The sequence below is a fragment of the Sulfitobacter sp. AS92 genome (genome assembly GCF_038900015.1).
Lineage (GTDB): Bacteria > Pseudomonadota > Alphaproteobacteria > Rhodobacterales > Rhodobacteraceae > Sulfitobacter.
On sequence record NZ_JBBMQL010000003.1, the window covers coordinates 17,689 to 34,346 of the forward strand.

15 protein-coding genes are annotated in these 16,658 nt (G+C 56.9%); 4 read left to right on the plus strand and 11 right to left on the minus strand.

Annotation, left to right across the window (positions count from 1 at the left end):
* The first annotated feature begins 123 nt into the window (after positions 1-123).
* The gene (locus WNY61_RS06235; RefSeq protein WP_342850602.1) at positions 124-867 is read left to right on the plus strand and encodes a hypothetical protein; all 744 of its coding nucleotides are present in this window, start codon (positions 124-126) and stop codon (positions 865-867) included.
* Between the two features lie 425 nt (positions 868-1,292).
* On the opposite strand, the gene WNY61_RS06240 is transcribed toward WNY61_RS06235, so the two are convergent.
* The 4 genes from WNY61_RS06240 to WNY61_RS06255 form a co-directional block, all read right to left on the minus strand.
* Positions 1,293-2,795, minus strand: a complete 1,503-nt coding sequence (locus WNY61_RS06240) for an ABC transporter permease subunit (protein ID WP_342850603.1) — start codon at positions 2,793-2,795, stop codon at positions 1,293-1,295.
* Positions 2,796-2,805: 10 nt separating this feature from the next.
* Entirely contained in the window at positions 2,806-3,855 is a 1,050-nt protein-coding gene (locus WNY61_RS06245; RefSeq protein WP_342850604.1) for a betaine/proline/choline family ABC transporter ATP-binding protein, read from the minus strand.
* A 67-nt stretch (positions 3,856-3,922) separates the two neighbouring features.
* Entirely contained in the window at positions 3,923-4,888 is a 966-nt protein-coding gene (locus WNY61_RS06250) for a glycine betaine ABC transporter substrate-binding protein (RefSeq protein WP_342850605.1), read from the minus strand.
* A 34-nt stretch (positions 4,889-4,922) separates the two neighbouring features.
* Positions 4,923-7,250: a DUF1989 domain-containing protein gene (locus WNY61_RS06255; RefSeq protein ID WP_342850607.1), complete on the minus strand. Its 2,328-nt coding sequence runs from the start codon at positions 7,248-7,250 to the stop codon at positions 4,923-4,925.
* Between the two features lie 105 nt (positions 7,251-7,355).
* Here WNY61_RS06255 and WNY61_RS06260 point away from each other — a divergent pair, with 105 nt between their 5' ends.
* Positions 7,356-8,345, plus strand: a complete 990-nt coding sequence (locus tag WNY61_RS06260) for a LacI family DNA-binding transcriptional regulator (protein WP_342850608.1) — start codon at positions 7,356-7,358, stop codon at positions 8,343-8,345.
* 551 nt (positions 8,346-8,896) lie between these two features.
* Here WNY61_RS06260 and glf read toward each other — a convergent pair.
* Entirely contained in the window at positions 8,897-10,006 is a 1,110-nt protein-coding gene (gene glf, locus WNY61_RS06265) for a UDP-galactopyranose mutase (protein WP_342850609.1), read from the minus strand.
* A 277-nt stretch (positions 10,007-10,283) separates the two neighbouring features.
* On the opposite strand from glf, the gene WNY61_RS06270 reads away from it, so the two are divergent.
* The gene (locus WNY61_RS06270) at positions 10,284-11,324 is read left to right on the plus strand and encodes a glycosyltransferase (RefSeq protein WP_342850610.1); all 1,041 of its coding nucleotides are present in this window, start codon (positions 10,284-10,286) and stop codon (positions 11,322-11,324) included.
* Between the two features lie 452 nt (positions 11,325-11,776).
* On the opposite strand, the gene WNY61_RS06275 is transcribed toward WNY61_RS06270, so the two are convergent.
* Genes WNY61_RS06275 through WNY61_RS06300 form a run of 6 tightly spaced genes read right to left on the minus strand, consistent with a single transcriptional unit; the run spans position 11,777 to position 15,869 of the window.
* Entirely contained in the window at positions 11,777-13,123 is a 1,347-nt protein-coding gene (locus tag WNY61_RS06275; RefSeq protein ID WP_342850611.1) for an NAD(P)/FAD-dependent oxidoreductase, read from the minus strand.
* A gap of 45 nt (positions 13,124-13,168) precedes the next feature.
* Positions 13,169-13,531, minus strand: coding sequence for a hypothetical protein (locus tag WNY61_RS06280; protein WP_342850612.1), 363 nt, complete (start codon positions 13,529-13,531; stop codon positions 13,169-13,171).
* Positions 13,532-13,535: 4 nt separating this feature from the next.
* On the minus strand, positions 13,536-14,951 hold the full coding sequence (gene merA, locus WNY61_RS06285; RefSeq protein ID WP_342850613.1) for a mercury(II) reductase: 1,416 nt from the start codon (positions 14,949-14,951) through the stop codon (positions 13,536-13,538).
* A complete protein-coding gene (gene merF, locus WNY61_RS06290) occupies positions 14,948-15,184 on the minus strand; it encodes a mercury resistance system transport protein MerF (RefSeq protein WP_342850614.1) in 237 nt (78 codons plus the stop codon). Before merF ends, merA begins: the two co-directional genes overlap by 4 nt.
* The gene (locus tag WNY61_RS06295; RefSeq protein WP_342850615.1) at positions 15,181-15,477 is read right to left on the minus strand and encodes a cation transporter; all 297 of its coding nucleotides are present in this window, start codon (positions 15,475-15,477) and stop codon (positions 15,181-15,183) included. Before WNY61_RS06295 ends, merF begins: the two co-directional genes overlap by 4 nt.
* Before the next feature lie 14 nt (positions 15,478-15,491).
* On the minus strand, positions 15,492-15,869 hold the full coding sequence (locus WNY61_RS06300) for a mercuric transporter MerT family protein (RefSeq protein ID WP_342850616.1): 378 nt from the start codon (positions 15,867-15,869) through the stop codon (positions 15,492-15,494).
* Positions 15,870-15,944: 75 nt separating this feature from the next.
* Between WNY61_RS06300 and WNY61_RS06305 the strand changes: the two genes are divergently transcribed.
* Positions 15,945-16,382, plus strand: a complete 438-nt coding sequence (locus WNY61_RS06305) for a helix-turn-helix domain-containing protein (RefSeq protein ID WP_342850617.1) — start codon at positions 15,945-15,947, stop codon at positions 16,380-16,382.
* Positions 16,383-16,658: the final 276 nt, after the last annotated feature.

Sequence of the window (16,658 nt, forward strand, 5' to 3'; positions counted from 1 at the left end):
GCAACAGGAAATGAAGGGTGCATGAGTCGGTTGTCATGCTAACGGTTAGTATGCTAACCAATAACAAATGACAACCGCCGTCTTCTCGGGGTAGGCGATTTTGAGCGATCGGAAATGATCTTGGTGAACAGGCAGACCCAACAAACGACTGCGGTCATGCAGTTTCAAGCCGGTCTTGTCCTGCGCACGATGCTGCCGACACTCGCGCTGGTGGCAGCCTTCTGGTCGATATCGAGTTGGGGATACTATGCGCTGGTTGATGCTCTGGCCTTGGAGAATGGCTACGACGATGCCCCGATCCTCTTTGCGGGCTACTACGTCTGCTGGGCCGGAATAGGCTTGCTGGCTTTTCGCAACGCCTTCGCGAAGCAACTCAGCCGAACCGCGCTGTTTGATCATGCCGTGGCACTTGCGCCAATCCTCGTTGCCTATGGCGCGTTCGTCGCACTTGCTATTCCGCTCTTGCCGGATGTCTCGATCTATCGCGCGCCGCCGAACCCACCGGAATTTATGTTCGCAAGCGCCTGGTATTACCTGCCCAAATCCGCCGACATCCTGTTCCAGCAGGTTCTCGTCGCCGCCATGGTCATGCGCGCGCACCGTGCCCGCATCCCGCTTCGGATGATCTGTCTGTTGATGGCCGTCCTATTTGGCGGCTTTCACCTGACGCTCGCGCTTAATGGGTTCACGTCGCTCTATGTGGCGCGGTTCACAGTCGCCGCGTCCGTCTTCGGTCTGGTGATCCCCTTGCTCTACCTCCGCACGCGTCACGGATTTCGCTGGGCTTACTGTCTTCATTGGGGCTTCTATACGCTGGACGCGGCAATCACGCATCTCGTATTGGCAGTGCCGCAGTGGGCGATGTGATTGAGCTTGGAGCGACGATCTAAAGGTTTTTCCCGAACACAAGGCAACCGAAACAGACCACCTTGCTGACAGGCAAAGGCAATAAAAACTGGTCATAATGCCTGCAACGATCAAACTCAGCCGTTATGGTCACCGGCGGAGCCGACCCTTTTTGTTAAACTGCCGAATGCGGCCGTTGAAGTAACCGCAGCTAAGGCTCACTTTGTCAGCCAAGCAGACCTCAGTGCTCAATGGAGCTAACGGCAGGAACGAGCCCACTTTGACAAATGCTGCAAGATGAACAAAGGTCTGCTTTCTTTGGTCTCGACATCAATCACCCGCGAGAGTGATTGTCGAAATTAGTCGCTTTGCGTCACGTCTGCGCAAGTACGCCGAGGATCGCAGCGCGGACATCAAACGAAAATCATTGACGTCTCAACCTAAATTTATTGCTTGCCTGCAACAATCCGGTCAAGGATCAAGGCGCAAAAGAGGATCGCCAGGCCAGCCAGGATGCCTTGACCCGCTGCAGCGTATTGCAGTGCTTCGAGAACGTCTTCCCCAAGACCTTTGGCGCCGATGAGCGACGCCACCACCACCATCGCGAGGGACATCAGGATCGTCTGGTTGACGCCGGCCATGATTGTCCTTGAGGCCAGGGGCAGGTCGACGCGCCACAGAAGGTAGCGTGGCGTGGCACCAAAGGCGAGAGCCGCTTCGCGGACGGTTTCCGGCACCTGTTGCAAGCCGAGGACAGTGAAGCGGATGACAGGCGGGCTGCCGAAGATCATTGTTGCAACAACGCCTGCGGGCTTGCCTGCGCCAATGAACGCCACAACCGGGATCAAGTATACGAAGCTTGGCATAGATTGCATGAAGTCCAGGATAGGACGCACGACTGCGAAGGCCTTTGGGCGGCGCGCACAAAAAATACCAAGCGGAATACCAAGTGAAATGGAGATCAGTGCCGCAGCGCCGAGCAAGGCGATTGTCGTCATCGCTTTTTCCCAGAAGTCGAGTAGACCCAAGTAAGCCAATGCGGCGCAGGTGAAGATGGCCACACGCGGGCCTGCACTGAAGTAAGCCAGAAGGGCGATCACCAGGCCCACAACAGGCCAGGGAGTTTGCACCAGAACGACCTCTATCCAATCCAGCAGCGTTCGCATGCCGAATGTGATGCTATCGAAGAAACCGCGACCATTGGTCTTGATCCAGTCAAAACCGGCTTGCACGCCATCCCCGACGTTAAGGCGCCAGTTCCGGTTTGTCGGGAAGGCGTTCAGGATCGAGAAGGCGTCGGGTTGCGCAAACCTTATGGTGGACATCAGCACGATGCCGACAAAGATGGCGGTCGCAAGAACGCTGCGAGCTAATGACCAACCGCTCGCGACCGATGGATCGGAACGCCAGCGGACGAATTGCCCCTCCAATGTCCAGTTGGCAATCGCCCCTGTGACAAGCTTGAAGGCTATCAGCAATGCGAGACCGAACAGGATGTAGGTCACACCGCTTGCATCTGCCTGTACCGCCGCTTCCTGTGCCTTGCTGAATGCACCTTCCAGCGATTCTGTTGCGCGCTTCAATGACTCCAGCGAGGAGGCGCCAGATTGTTCGGCTGCTTCGATTTGTTGACGGCGAAGGTTGAGAGTTTCACCGATTTGCCCTGCCCGAAGCCGCGCTTCGCGGCCAAGGTCTCCGAACAGGCCGGTGCCGATCTGGATGAAGGCAAAGGTTTCCAGAAGCATGAAGCCCAGGAACCAGGACCATAGACCGCGTGCCCCGAACCAGACGGGCCCCAGCAAGGCTGCGGCGATGTTGAACGTAAAACGGTAGCCGGGCGCTTGCATCATGTATGCAAAAGTCTTGCGGTAATACGGAGAACCTTGGCCGACAAACTCTTCAACCAGATTTCCGATCCGCTCGGCTGTTGCGGGCTTGATATTTGACATGTCGAACTCCTTACGCCTGATGGCTCTGGATGGCACGGATAAGGCCCTTGCGGTTGATGATGCCAACGGCTTTGCCATCCTCGACAACTGTCAAGATGCCATGCCCTTCGACACAAAGCGTCATTAGGCTGTCCAGATCCATCTGCGGATGCGCGACTTTGGCGTCAGCGGGAACAGGTCCGTGCGCTGCCTCGTATTCTGCGACAGGCGTCATAACCGAGTGGGCAAAGATCAAGTGTAACTTGGATATACCTGCAACAAAATCAGAGACATACTCATCGACCGGGTTCAAGATAATTTCTTCAGGCGTTCCGATCTGCACAATGCGTCCGTCTTTCATGATCGCAATCCGGTGACCAATTCGAATGGCCTCATCAAGATCATGCGTGATGAACATCGTTGTCTTGTTCAACTCTCGGCTGAGTTCCATGAACTGGTCTTGAAGCTGCTTGCGAATAAGTGGGTCGAGCGCAGAGAACGGCTCGTCCATGAGAAGGATTTCCGGGTCAGAGGCTATTGCGCGCGCCAAGCCAACGCGCTGCTGCATGCCGCCCGACAGCTCATGCGCGTATTTGTCTTCCCAACCTTTGAGCTCCACGAGTTCCAGAACGCGGTCCGCCTCTTCCCAACGGCGCGCCTTTCCAGTACCGCGAATTTCAAGTGGCATAGCCACGTTATCGCGCACCGAGCGGTGGGGCATCAGACCGAAATTCTGGAACACCATGGCGACACGACGGTTCCGCAGATCGCGCAGGCCCTGCGCGTTCAAATCCATGACATTTTCGCCACCGATCAGAATTTCCCCGGCCGTTGGCTCTAGCAGTCGGTTCACATGGCGAACGAGAGTCGATTTTCCCGAGCCGGATAATCCCATGACGCAAAACAGTTCGCCGCGTTCGATTTGGAAGCTTGCATCGGCAACACCGATGACACAGTTAAAACGTTCCAACACCTCGGACTTGCCGAGGCCCTCGGCATGAATCGCCGCCAGCGCCTCTTTGGCGCGCGCCCCGAAGACCTTCCAAACGCCGCGTGCGTCGATTGCAATTTCCTGAGTCATCCCGCCACCACCGATTTGGTTTGTTCGGCGACAAGAGCCGCCGAACCTGATTTCAGTTTTCAGGAATTCAGTTGAGACCTAGCCAAGTATCGACCGTCGCGCCGTTTTCAGAAACCCATTTTTCGGCCACCGCAGAGATTTCCCCGCCTTCCACGACAACGTCGTAAGTAAGCTGGGAGAGTTGTTCTGCATCCATGTCGATGTTCGCCAGGAAGGACGCCGCAGCCGGGCGGCGTTCCTTGAGCGAGTTGGAATAGGCGACAGTCACGGACTTGACGAGTTCGGCGCTATCGACGTGGGACTTTGCAAACCAGTCGGCATCTTCGTTCGGCTGCACCATGACGTAGGTGTCCGGGTTGTGCTCTGGCTCTTCAAGCATTGTGACATCGTAAAGCGCATGCACATAATGCGGGGTATAGCAGTAGAATGCGGCGCCTTTCCGCTCTGCGATGAGATCTTTCAGACGGGAGAAGAAGATGGTTTCGTCTTCGGTTGTCGGGGTGAGGAATGGCTCGATGCCATAATCGCGCACCCGCACTGCGAAAGTATTCAATGAGGCAGCGCCCGGTGATCCGATCCAGATCTCGCCCATGCCGTCGCCATCGGAATCAAACAGTACCTGCGCATCCGGCGTCGCAAGGTCATAGATTGATTTGATGTTGTGCTCTTCGACCATGTAGGTGGGAACACATACGCCGGCGCGGCCCTCATAGCTGCCCGATGCCAGGCTGACGGTGCCTTTTTCGTCCACGAACTCATTCGTAAAAGATGCCTGGTTTGGCAACCAAACGTCGGGATGCACGTCAATGTCGCCCCGCCCGCCATCCATAGCAGCGAAAATCACCGCATTTGTTCCCGGCGCATAGCCGACTTCCACACCCAGGCGGGTTTCGATCACGTTGCCGATAATGCTTGCCATGATCTTTGCGCCGGGCCAACCTGGCTCGCCCACCATGACTTTCTCTTGTGCCATTGCACCATTGCCCGCAAGGGCCATGGTCAATGTAACTGTCAGATTTTTAAGTGTTTTCATCTTGCTTTGTCTCCTTGTTGGTTGAGTTGTGTGTCTAAGCACGTGCCCGCTTGCGTTGCGGATCGATAAAGGGAATGTCTGCGACGCGTGCGCCCAAACGCTTCATGTGCCCATCCAGTTGGCCGATTTCCAGCTGTGTTCCGTTGTCCGCGTATTCGACGGAAATCCGAGCGATCGCGATTGCATGTTCCAGCGTTGGCGAACGTGTAGCAGAGGTCACTACGCCGACTTGCCGCTCGCCCGCCCAAACCGGCGCACCATGTGCCGGAACATCGTCGCCGTTCAAAAGCAGACCTTTGGTGGCCCGGCGGGGGTCTTTCACATTGCGCTCAAGCGCCGCTTTGCCGGTGAATTCCGCCTTCGTCATATCGACGGCAAAGCCGAGGCCCGCCTCGAATGCGTCAACGCCGGGGGCAAATTCCGCACCCGCCGCCGCAAGTCCTGCCTCGATGCGAATGGTGGCAAGTGCCGCGGTTCCCATCGGCAAGACGCCAAACTCTTCGCCGGCCGCCATGATAGCATCCCAGATCGTCAGGGCATCTGCCTTTGCGCAGAAGATTTCATAGCCCAGTTCGCCCGTGTACCCCGACCGCGTCAACATGAAGGGCGCACCGTCACGATCGTTCAGGCGTGCGACAGTCGCGCCAAACCATTTGAGTTGCTCCAAAGCCGGAAGGTGGGGCTGCGTGAAGACGATCTTCTTCAGCAGATCACGCGATTTCGGACCTTGAATGGCAAGATTGGGCATCGCGTTTTGCAGCGCATGCACACGCACCTGGAAATTGTGTTCAGCAGCAAGGGCCCCCAGGACGCGCCCACTTTCTTCGGTTCCACAGCACCACCGGAAAAGGTGCTCTCCCAGGCGGAACAGGGTTCCGTCGTCGACTACGGCACCTGTCTCATCGCACATAAGCGTGTAGGAACCGCGCCATACCGGCAGCTTGGCGACATTGCGTGTGGTCGCAAGTTGCAGCAGTTTTTCGGCGTCGGGCCCAACCACGTCGTATTTGCGCAACCCGCTCATATCCTGAACGGCGACAGCATTCCGACAGGCCCAATATTCCCCCAACATGCCGGTCGTTGGAAAGCTGACCGGCGCCCACAGGTCGCGTGCAGGAGAGAAATGGTTGGTCAAGGGCGCCAATCGCTCATGAAACGCAGACTCCTGACTGATAGACATGAGCGAATCTTCCTTCTCTCGGTAAGCTACGGCGCGGCGGATCGGTGCGTCAGACCGATAGATGCGCACGTGAATGTCTGTGGGGTTCCACCCGTTCACGGGATCAATTTCGTCCGGACAAGCGGTGGAAGCGCAAACCAGGTTGTCCATCGCACGCATCACCACATAGTCGCCTGCGCGCGAATAGCTCTCCTCGGTCATGTACTCATGCGAGTTCTGATCGATCCAGGTGTTCCAGAAGAAATTGATCGCGGGCCAGGCAGGCCGCTTTCTTACCCCAAATGGATCAAGCGCATCTGAAATGTTGTCCGAACAGTTCACGTGCCCGGGGAAACCGCGTTCTTCGTAAACCCGTGCCGTACAGGCGAGGCCAAAAGTATCATGTCGCCCGCATGTGTCCTGCACCACATTGATGAGTGGGCGCGCATCCTGGTCGAAAAACTTGTCAAACAAGCCGGGTGTCGGGAACGCCCGCCGCGACATTGAACGCGAGGCGGTGCCGTCGATCATCCATTCTTCGCCTCGATCCAAACCGTCCGACCGAAACGCCACGAAGTCAGAGCATTGCTGCCCTTCGACGTCTATAATCTGGAAATATTCGCCTTTCTTGAGCTCATAGGCGATGCCCGTTCCACGCGGGATTGTGAATTCCTCACGGACTTCGCCAAGCTCTGGGGGCAGAATGACGCTGCTTGGGTTTGCAGGTTGGTGCGTCACAGTAGTCGGCCCGCAAGCGCTGCCGGCAACAAAGGTTGACCGGTCAATCGGACGCGCAATCCAAAGGGCAAGATCCATCCGGGCCTTAAGGACCACCTGATCCGAGACGTCATTCAATACGGCTACGGGGATAGCGGCCGTTTCGTCGCCGCCTTTGGCAGACACCCATCCGGCAAGGGCCTGTGCATCAATTTGCGTCATGTCGAGCGCTTGCGTCCCCTGCAGCCCCAAGCCCTGAAGCGCATTTCCGCCATGCGGATCAAAAGCCAAGATATGCAAGCTGCCGCCATGGGACGACTGCGGAATGCTGACCAGATCGCCCGTTTTCATCTCAATACGCTTTACCTCGCGCGGCGCGATGGAATGGGCCTGTGCAGTGGTGTTTTTTGCGTAACCAGGAAAGGAGCGTTGGGGCGAGATGAGGCCCCTGTTGTCGCAGGCGTGGATGAGTTGATAGCCATACATTTCTGAAGCGCCCTTCAATGAAACCAGTTACATCGTTGCTGTAACCGGTTTCATGTGTCAATGATTCTGAGAACTTCTCGGAAATCTCTGGGCTAGGAACAAACAATGGCTTCAAAAAATAGCAGAAAAAGGGCCAACCTGCGTGATGTCGCCAGCGCATCGGGCGTTTCGGTGGCGACCGTGTCTCGGGTTCTCAACACGCCGGATCTTGTCACGGCCTCGACCCGTCAGGCTGTGCAGGCAGCCATTGATGCCTTGCACTTTGTTCCAAGCGCCGCGGCGCGTTCTATCAATTCCGGCCGCACCCATGTCGTTGGCGCTTTGGTGCCGACCCTGGACAATGCGATCTTTTCCAGCTTTTTGGGTGCCCTGGAATCCCGGCTAGGCGCGCATGGACTGTCGCTCGTGATCGCGACAACCGATGGCGACCCAGATGTTGAGACGCAGAAGGCACAAAGGTTGGTAAACATTGGTGCCGAAGCACTCATTGTCTCGGGGGTCACCCGTAGTCCCGAATTTGACCGGCTTGTTGCCCTTACACGCATGCCAACTGTTGCGACCTCGTTCTTTGACGCAGACTATCGCTACCCGACAATTGGGTATGACAATACTGCTGCATCCCGAAAAGCGTTGGAATTTCTGATCAGCAAGAACCATCAGCATATTGCAGTGTTTCACGGCCCGATCGAGCGCCACGACAGGATGCGCGCGCGTTTGTCGGGGTTGCATGGACAGGGCGAACTTCACAACTTCGAAACCGACCTGACCTTCGAAGGGGCAGCTAAGGCGGTCTACGAGCTTTTTCAGTCCGCACCGCATATCACTGCGATTCTTTGCCTCTCCGATGTCCTCGCCCTTGGTGCCTTGTTCGAGCTTCACCGACGTAACGTCCGGATTCCGGATGAAATGTCACTGATAGGTATTGATGACTTGCCATCATCGGCCAGCGCCTTTCCCTCTATCACAACCATTCAGTTGCCTGCGGTCGAAATGGGTATTCGAACCGCTGATGCGGTCTTTGAATGGGTAGAGCACCAAGTTTTACCGGAGCCTTATCTCATAGATACGTTTTTGATCATAAGGCAATCCACGTAGTTGCAGTCACCTCCCAAGCCAATCAGCCGAGAGGTTCGATCAACTGGTATGCCCAATAAGAATTCACCAGAGACAGCGAATAACAGCCTTGAAAAAGCCGCCGCTCAACTTGGAACAGGTGCACCTAAAATATACTGATCTAGCGGGAATTGTCTGATTTCGCCTTGTTTCAAAGCGGACAGTGGAGCATCCGCAGCGAAAGCTCACTTTGTCCGCTGTCGGTCGTTGCCCAGTGCCACAACAACGTCTGCATCCAAAACGCTATGCCACATTCGAAGAAATTTTCGGGTGGAAACAATTACAAAAGCACGTCACATCAGGGATGTTCCAGAGCCCTATCAACATTTACCGCAGGAGCTGGCTCTTACAAGGAGTGGTATTTTTTGTGGTATTAGAAATTTATTGCGTAAGATAAGTATTAATAATCAGATTGTTGAGGGAGAGGCAAACACTCCTGAGGCCTGCTTTGACGTATCGAAGACCGAAGACATGTCGTGTTCACCTGCCGCGAGTTCTCTTGGAATATTCCATGGTGCTGAAACTCATGCGCCTTAGCTGGAGTGGGCACCGCGCCATTCTGCCAAAGTGTCCAAGGCCGCACGGATCGTGACATCCATATCCATATACCGATAGGTCCCCAACCGGCCTATGAAGGTTACGCCTTCCTCTGCGGCGGCGGCCTCTTGGTACTGTTCTAATAGCGTATCTCCATCGGTGCGGTGGATCGGATAATACGGGATGTCGTCGGGTTCACAGGAACGGCTATATTCGCGGAAAAGAACTGTTTCGTCATGCGCCTCCCACGGACTGAAATGCTTATGCTCTGTGATCCGAGTCCAAGGCACGTCTTCATCGGTATAATTCATTACCGCGCAGCCTTGGGCATCGCCGCTTTTCTCGATGCGTTCGAAGTCCAGTGTGCGGTACTGCAAACGCCCGAACCTGTGCTTGAAATAGGCGTCTAGCGGGCCCGACCAGAAAACGTGGTCATAATCTTCGACATCCGAGGGGTCTAGCTTCGTGTTCAGGTTCACCTCGATGTTGGGGTGATTGAGGATATTCTCGACCATTGCCGTATAGCCATGCTCGGGCATGCCTTGGTGACGGTGGGCGAAGTAATTGTCGTCATAGTTGAACCGCACCGGCAGCCGCTTTAAGATTGAGGCTGGAATTTCTGTGGGTTCCTTGCCCCATTGCTTACGCGTGTACCCTAAAAAGAAGGCTTCATAGAGTTCCGGCCCGATGAACTTCAGGGCTTGTTCTTCAAAGTTCTGTGGCTCTTCGATGGATGTGTCAGCACGTTCTTCGATGAATTCACGTGCTTCTTTGGGCGACATCGTGGAGCCAAAAAATTGGTTAATCGTCAGCAGATTGATCGGGAGCGAAAATACCTTGCCCTTTGTCGTCGCTTTAACCCGGTTTACATAGGGTTTGAAGCTCATGAACTGGTTGACGTACTCCCAGACTTCATCATCATTTGTATGGAAGATGTGAGGGCCATAGGCGTGCACCATCACGCCAGATTTTGGGTCTCGCTCCGTGTGACAATTTCCAGCAATATGAGAGCGCGATTCAAACATCGTGATCTTATGACCACTCTCAGCAAGGCTCCGCCCAATCACGGCGCAGGATAATCCTGCCCCTGCCATTCCAATGTGCATATGAATAAACTCCCTAGCCCCACAACAGTGTGTAGCCTACACAGCTTAAAGTTGCCTAGCATGGTTTTCTATGTGCCAATGCCCTTTATTCCGATCAGAGGCAGATATGTCCAAACTTACCTTAAGCTCAGACGCTGGCGTGCCTTCGCCACTTGTGCGCAAATCAAGGCGTGCGATACGTTCTTTGCTAAATACAGGGGTTGCCACACGCATTGCTGCTAAACGGGCCTCTGTGTCTGGGCGCAAATCCCGCAGAGTTCTACTTCTCAGTGACGGAATGAAGGTGACCAGCGAACAACAATTTGCCCCCCTGCGCCGTTTCCGTCAGACAATTGCGGTCGAACTAGGCCTGATTTTTGAGTTCGGTTCCACAGACCGAATTGCGTCGATCAGCAAGGAACAACTGTCTGGCTATGCCGCCGTTGGATTGAAGCTGGCCTTTGACACGCCCGCCGACAGGGCGGCAGCGCTTGCACAAAGCTTGTTTGCCGCGGCACGCGCGGCGGGCGCGAAATGCTTGGTTTTTGACGGCGATGACGATCAATGTGTGATCTGGCCGCAAGTAATAGATGCCTGTGATACCTATATCAAAAAACACCAGTTTTCTGACGTGAAAGCGTATAAGCGCAGCTACCACGGTAAGACCAACTTGACCGACTACGCACATCAGACTTTCGGTGTGGACTTTAGCGCCAACATCATCTCCGAGACTGCCGCCCTCAACGACGATCAAATCGCAAAGATCATATTGGGTTGGAACATTGGGCTGGATGACAAAATCTACGACCTTTCTCGAGATATCTCCGCAGATAGTCTTAGCAAACCTAAGACGATCGACATCTCCTGCCGCGCCAGCGTCACGCCCGATAATTGGATCTACGGTATGCGCAATGGTGCAGTAGAGGCCATGCGCGCCCTCGAGGGTAAGATGCGCGTGCATGCGCCCAACAACCGAGTGCCCCAGCAAGATTATTACAGTGAGATGCTCAGTTCTTGGCTTACGCTTAGCCCGTTTGGCTATGGTGAACTGTGTTGGCGGGACTTTGAAGCCATCCTCTGTGGCAGCATTCTGGTAAAACCGGATATGTCCCATGTGGTTACTTATCCGGATATATTTATACCTGGTGAAACCTATCTTCCGGTGGCCTGGGATTACAGCAACCTTGAAGAAGTCTGCACCGGAGTGCTGCAGAGCACGGAACAGCGCGACCAAATCAGGCACACTGCGCGTGAAACGCTTTTGAAAGGGCTGACGTCCCAAAGCTTCATCGCGCGGCTGGAAAACACTATGAAAGCTGCCGCCGTCTTGGATGCATAAGATCAAGGGGGCGCAGCGCGCGCGCTAGCTACACCTCGGAGCACCTGGCGGCGAAAAACTCATACGTTCTGCCACTGGCGAAAACGACCGTTTTTGACCGGCTCTGATCACCGAAGCGGACCCTGGCGCAACTGCAGCTAAATGGTGCATTGTCCCATTCTGCCGACCTCGGACTGGAGATGATGCTGCGCGTTGCCTTCAAGGACCATTTCGGAGAAGCTGCGGCGCAGCGATGGCCAGCTTGGCGAATGTCCGGAGAGGGCCGTTCGTGCTGATCTGCACCAAGGGCGGACATCGGCCATTCTCTAAGGGGCGCAAGAGAGCCCCCCGCGACATTAAGAGCAGACGCTCGCGCAATGCATCTGACATACTTGTTTATGACGTCCTTGTGGTCATGTTAGGGTGCCGCGTCGCATGCTCTCGAAGCGGGGGTTGGCAGCAACTTGGCGACCTTAGAGCATCGAACCGATGTCCGACGCCCCCGTTGGATATGCCGCGGGCATCGCCTTGATCTGATCAACCGTGAGCCCCAGCTTAATCGCCAGTGAAAAGATATTGATGAGTTCCGCGTAGTCCGGACCGAACATATGCGCGCCCAAGATCTTGCCCTCTGCATTCGAGATTATCTTAGCGCCTGCATGGGTCTCGCCCAGACGTTTCTGGGAGAACCAGCCGGAAGTATCTGTGAATGATACCTCCACATCGCCGGTCTCGCGCGCTTCCTCTTCCAACATGCCGACCCGTGCGAGTTCGGGGATGGTGAACACCACGCTGGGCACGCCTGTGTAATCCGGCTCGGTCTGCTTGCCTTTCAGCATGTTGGAAGTGGCGATCTTGCCTTCGAAGACGGCCACTGGGGTTAGGGGCTTGCCCGGGGAGGCCGCGGCGTCTCCTGCTGCGTAGACGCGGGGGTTGGAGGTGGATTGCAGCCAAGGGCTAACCTTCACACCGCCATGCTCAGTTTCGATTCCAGCAGCGCTTAGATTCAACTCATCGACGGCCGGCACGCGACCTGCGCCGTGAACCATGAGGTCGGCCTCTTTAACATGAGTATTACCGTCTTTGCTGTAGAAAATGCGCTGCGCCTTGCTTGCAGCTTCAATCCGTTCGGGCTTAGCTTCGGAAATAATTTCGATCCCCACCGCGCGGCTGCGCTCCAGCAGCATATCGACAAGATCAGGGTCGAACATCTTGAGCTGCCCTGCGCCGTGGTCAAGGATCGTGACCTCGGCGCCCGCTCGTGCGGCGATATGAGCAAACTCGAAGGAAATGTAACCGCCCCCAACGAAGACGATGCGCTTTGGCAGTTCCGGCAGGTTCAAAAAGTCTGTGCTGTCGATCAGGCGCTCGGCACCGGGAAAATCCAGCGGACGCGGTTTCGCGCCAGTGGCGATCAGCGCGTGACCGAATGTGATTGCGCCGTGGCCATCGATTTCGATCCGATCCGCTGCGGTAAAGCGGGCTGATCCATGCAAGGTTTGCACACCGGCCTTCTTCAGCCCGTCCTCCATGTTCTCCGGCACCGGGTCCGTAAAACTTTCCTTGTGCTTCATCAGGGCTGGCCAGTCGATCCGCGTGTCACCGGCCACTCCCTTGCCGCTCAGCAGCCGCGCGGCGTCGACCGCCTCGGCCCCGGCGCGCAACATCTTCTTTGGATCGCAGCCCCGCAGGGCACAGGTGCCGCCGTAGGGCAACTCGTCCACAATGGCGACGGACCAGCCTGCGCGCGCAGCCTTTTTCGCAGCGTTGACCCCGGCCATGCCGGCGCCGATGACAATCAGGTCAAGTGTTTCAGTCATGAAATTTCCTTAAAGTCGAGAGTTCGGAAGGCGTCTGTTGCAGGCTCAACGATATCGGCCGAGCATTCGTTCACTAAGCCACCAGATCCCAGGCACGCCGAGACCGATCGAGAGCCCAAGCCAGCGCCAACCGTCGCCGCCCAGCGGCAACACGCCAGCCCCGTACGCAAGCACCGGCAGCGTCATCGCCAGCAGGAACGGCCCGGTGTAGCGGCAGTGCACACGGCCACAGCGATGGGCATTGCGCAGACAGGCGATGCCCATCCAAGCAAGTGCGGCGACCCAGATCGCGGTTTTGGGGCCATCGGCAAACGGAATCGCCAGAAGCATCGCGCCGATGGGGAGCCACCAAGCAAGCAGGCTGTCGCGCCGGGTGCTCAGCCAATCGTGGTTAGAGTGATCTGTCATGTCTTCACCCCGCACAGCAAGACAGGGCGGCCACGTCCTTCTCGAAAGTCAGTGCCGCCAGTTTCAGCCCTTCGACCGTGGTGAGATAGGGCATGATCGTATCGCCGAGTTCCTCGTAAGTCAGCCCGGCTTTCAGCGCCAAGGCCGCGGTTTGGATGCTGTCGGCCCCCTCCGGCGCGAGGATCTGTGCGCCGAGCAGCCGTTTGCTCCCGGCTTCGGCCACCAGCTTGATCAACCCGCGCGTATCGCGGGCCGCCAGCGCACGCGGCACAGCGTCAAGTGGCAGCACGGAGGTCACGACCTCAAGGCCAGCGGCACGGGCCTGCGCTTCACTAAGCCCGACACCGGCCACCTGCGGATCAGAAAAGACGACCCAAGGCATGGTCGCGTTGTCGTAGGTGCGTGTCTCATCCGCCACAGCATTCCGGGCGGCGATCTTGGCTCCATAGGCGGCCATATAGACGAACTGGTCGCGGCCAGTGACATCACCTGCCGCCCAGATGTTGGGGTTAGTGGTGCGCATCTGTTTGTCAGTCGAGATGCCTCCGCGCGCATCCACCGTAATCCCGGCGGCAGCGAGGTTCAGCCCGTCACTGTTTGGCGCGCGGCCAGTTGCGAGCACGAGCCGTTCTGCTGTCAGCACTTGGCCATCCGAGAGGTGCAGTGCGATGGCGGCGTCTTGCTTCGAGATGCGATCATAGCCTTTTGCACGCACCAGTCGGATGCCCTCGTCGGCCAAGTAGCCCTCCAGCGCTGCCGAAACCTCAGGCTCCGCTTCGGGAAGCACGCCGCGGCGGCTGACCAGCGTCACGGCAACACCGGCCCGCGCGAAAAGCTGCGCCAGTTCCACACCGATATAGCCCGCGCCGAGGACTAGCATGGAGGCTGGCAGAGCGGTCAACTCCAGCGCTGACGTGCTGTCGAGCGTATCGACCTCCTCAATCCCCGGGATCGCAGGCACATGTGGGCGGGAGCCAGTGGCGAGGATGACTTTTGCCGCCGGAAAGAGGCTGCCATCGACCGTCAACTTGCCTTCATCATCGAATGTCGCCCGGCCTTCAACGTAATCGACATTCTCATGCCGGGGCAGCACATCCGCGTATTTCGTTTGGCGCAACTCTTCGACCAGCGCCTGTTTCTGCGTAACTGTAGCCGCCCAGTCAGTCACGCGGGCCTCGGCCTCTATTCCGTCAAATCGACCCGCCGCACGCGCGTGATGCAGGCTCTCGACCGCGCGGATCAGGGCTTTGGACGGCACACAGCCCACGTTAACGCAGGTGCCGCCGATGGTGCCTGCGCCGATCAGTGCCACGCGCGCACCGGCCTCGGCCGCGGTGATGGCAGCGGAAAAGCCAGCGGAGCCGGCGCCGATCACGGCGAGATCATAGGGGCCGTTTTGGGGTGAATTGCTATCGTTCATGAGGGGTTCTCCCAATTGCGGCGCTTCCAGAGCGCGTAAATTGTAATGCCGATAAAGATGGCGAGCGCGGGCAACAGCACGTAGTCGAGCCAACCCAGCAACGCCGAAAGTCCGACCGCACTGAATAGGATTACTAGTACAGGCGTGAAGCAGCAGAGAGCGGCGATGACCGTGCCGATAAGACCAACCTTGAGCAGACCGCTCTGGTTGCCGGGTGCCTTTGCCTCCTTCACGATCCGCTCTCCGCGGCCAATGACGCGCCATAGCCAACGCCAGTCACGGCAGCGATGATGACCTCAGGGTCGGTGAGCGCATCGTCATAGCGCAGGACATAAAGACCGTTTTCCGTATCGCCCTCGATGAACTCAAGGATTTCGACGCTTTCCACGCGCTTCATCGCGGTGGCGACGATGTAGCTGCACGAAGGGCAAGTGAGCCCCTCAACATCGACGCGTGTGGTGGCCTCTGCGGCCATTGCTGCGCTGGCTGAAAGGATGAGCGCAATGGTGGAGATAAGAAGTTTCATGGGAGACCTCATGGTCAGAATGTCAAAAGGAAGGGCGAGAGTGCCGGAAAGGCCAGAGCAAGAAGCACGACAAGCAAAGCGCCCCAGAGCAGCCCGCGCTCAATCGGGCGCGCACAGGTGCCGTTCGCGCAGGCGTCAGTAAGGACTGGGCGGTAAGCTTTCCAGAACCCATAGGCGAGCGCCGCTGCCGCGAAGCTCAATGTCACCCACTTGTAGGCATAAAGGGCGGTAAGCTGACCGATGAAGACCCCGGTCACACCCAGACTGACCAAAACAAGCGGCAGGATGCAGCAGGAAGTCATGGCGAGCGCGCCGAGCACGCCAGCGCCTGTGGCGAGCCAACCAGATCGATCCTCGTGCTGGTTGGTTGTCGCGGGGGTGTGATCTGTCATCGCTTTGCTCTTTATTGCCCTGTGATGACTGGCAAGATAGGGTCTGTAGCAACTACAGGATCAAGGAGAAAACGCATGTCTGATGATCACGGTATTGCGAGCGACCTTAAACGCTCTGACCTTGCGCGCCTGACTGGCTGCAACCTTGAGACCATCCGCTATTATGAAGGCGTCGGTCTGATGCCCGACCCACCGCGCAGCCCCGCCGGGCACCGCCGCTATGGGGCGGCACATGTTGAGCGGCTTGGCTTTATCATGCGGGCGCGTGAACTGGGCTTTACGATGGAGGAAATCCGAGGCCTGCTCAGCATGGTAGATCGCGGCAGCCATACCTGCGCGGAAGTTGAGAAGCGTGGGCGGCATCATCTCGATGTTGTGCGGGCAAAGATAATGGATCTTCAGAACATCGAGGCCGTCTTGGCGGAAACGATTGCGAAGTGCAGCGGTTCGGACAGTCCAGAGTGTCCTCTCCTCACGGTGCTGTCGGATGGGACTGTAGGCGAAACAGATTGATCCGCACTGGTCGAGACATGAAGGATTGTTGTGTTCAGCGTTTGAAAGTGCGGCAAACACGCGAAGGTTGCCCTTTGGATTCCAAAGGATCAGAACGTTCGCCGACCGCAGTGGAATGTCGGCTTTCTGCATGCTGTTGCGCAGCAAGTTTCTAAGACCCGGACGGCAGCTACGGGGCCGGAAACCGCCTTCGTAAGATGGGTTGAGTTAAATTTTCTCTGCGGGCGCGGGAGCGTAGAAATCGACTGACCGAAGCGTACCTGCAGCGAGAGAGGG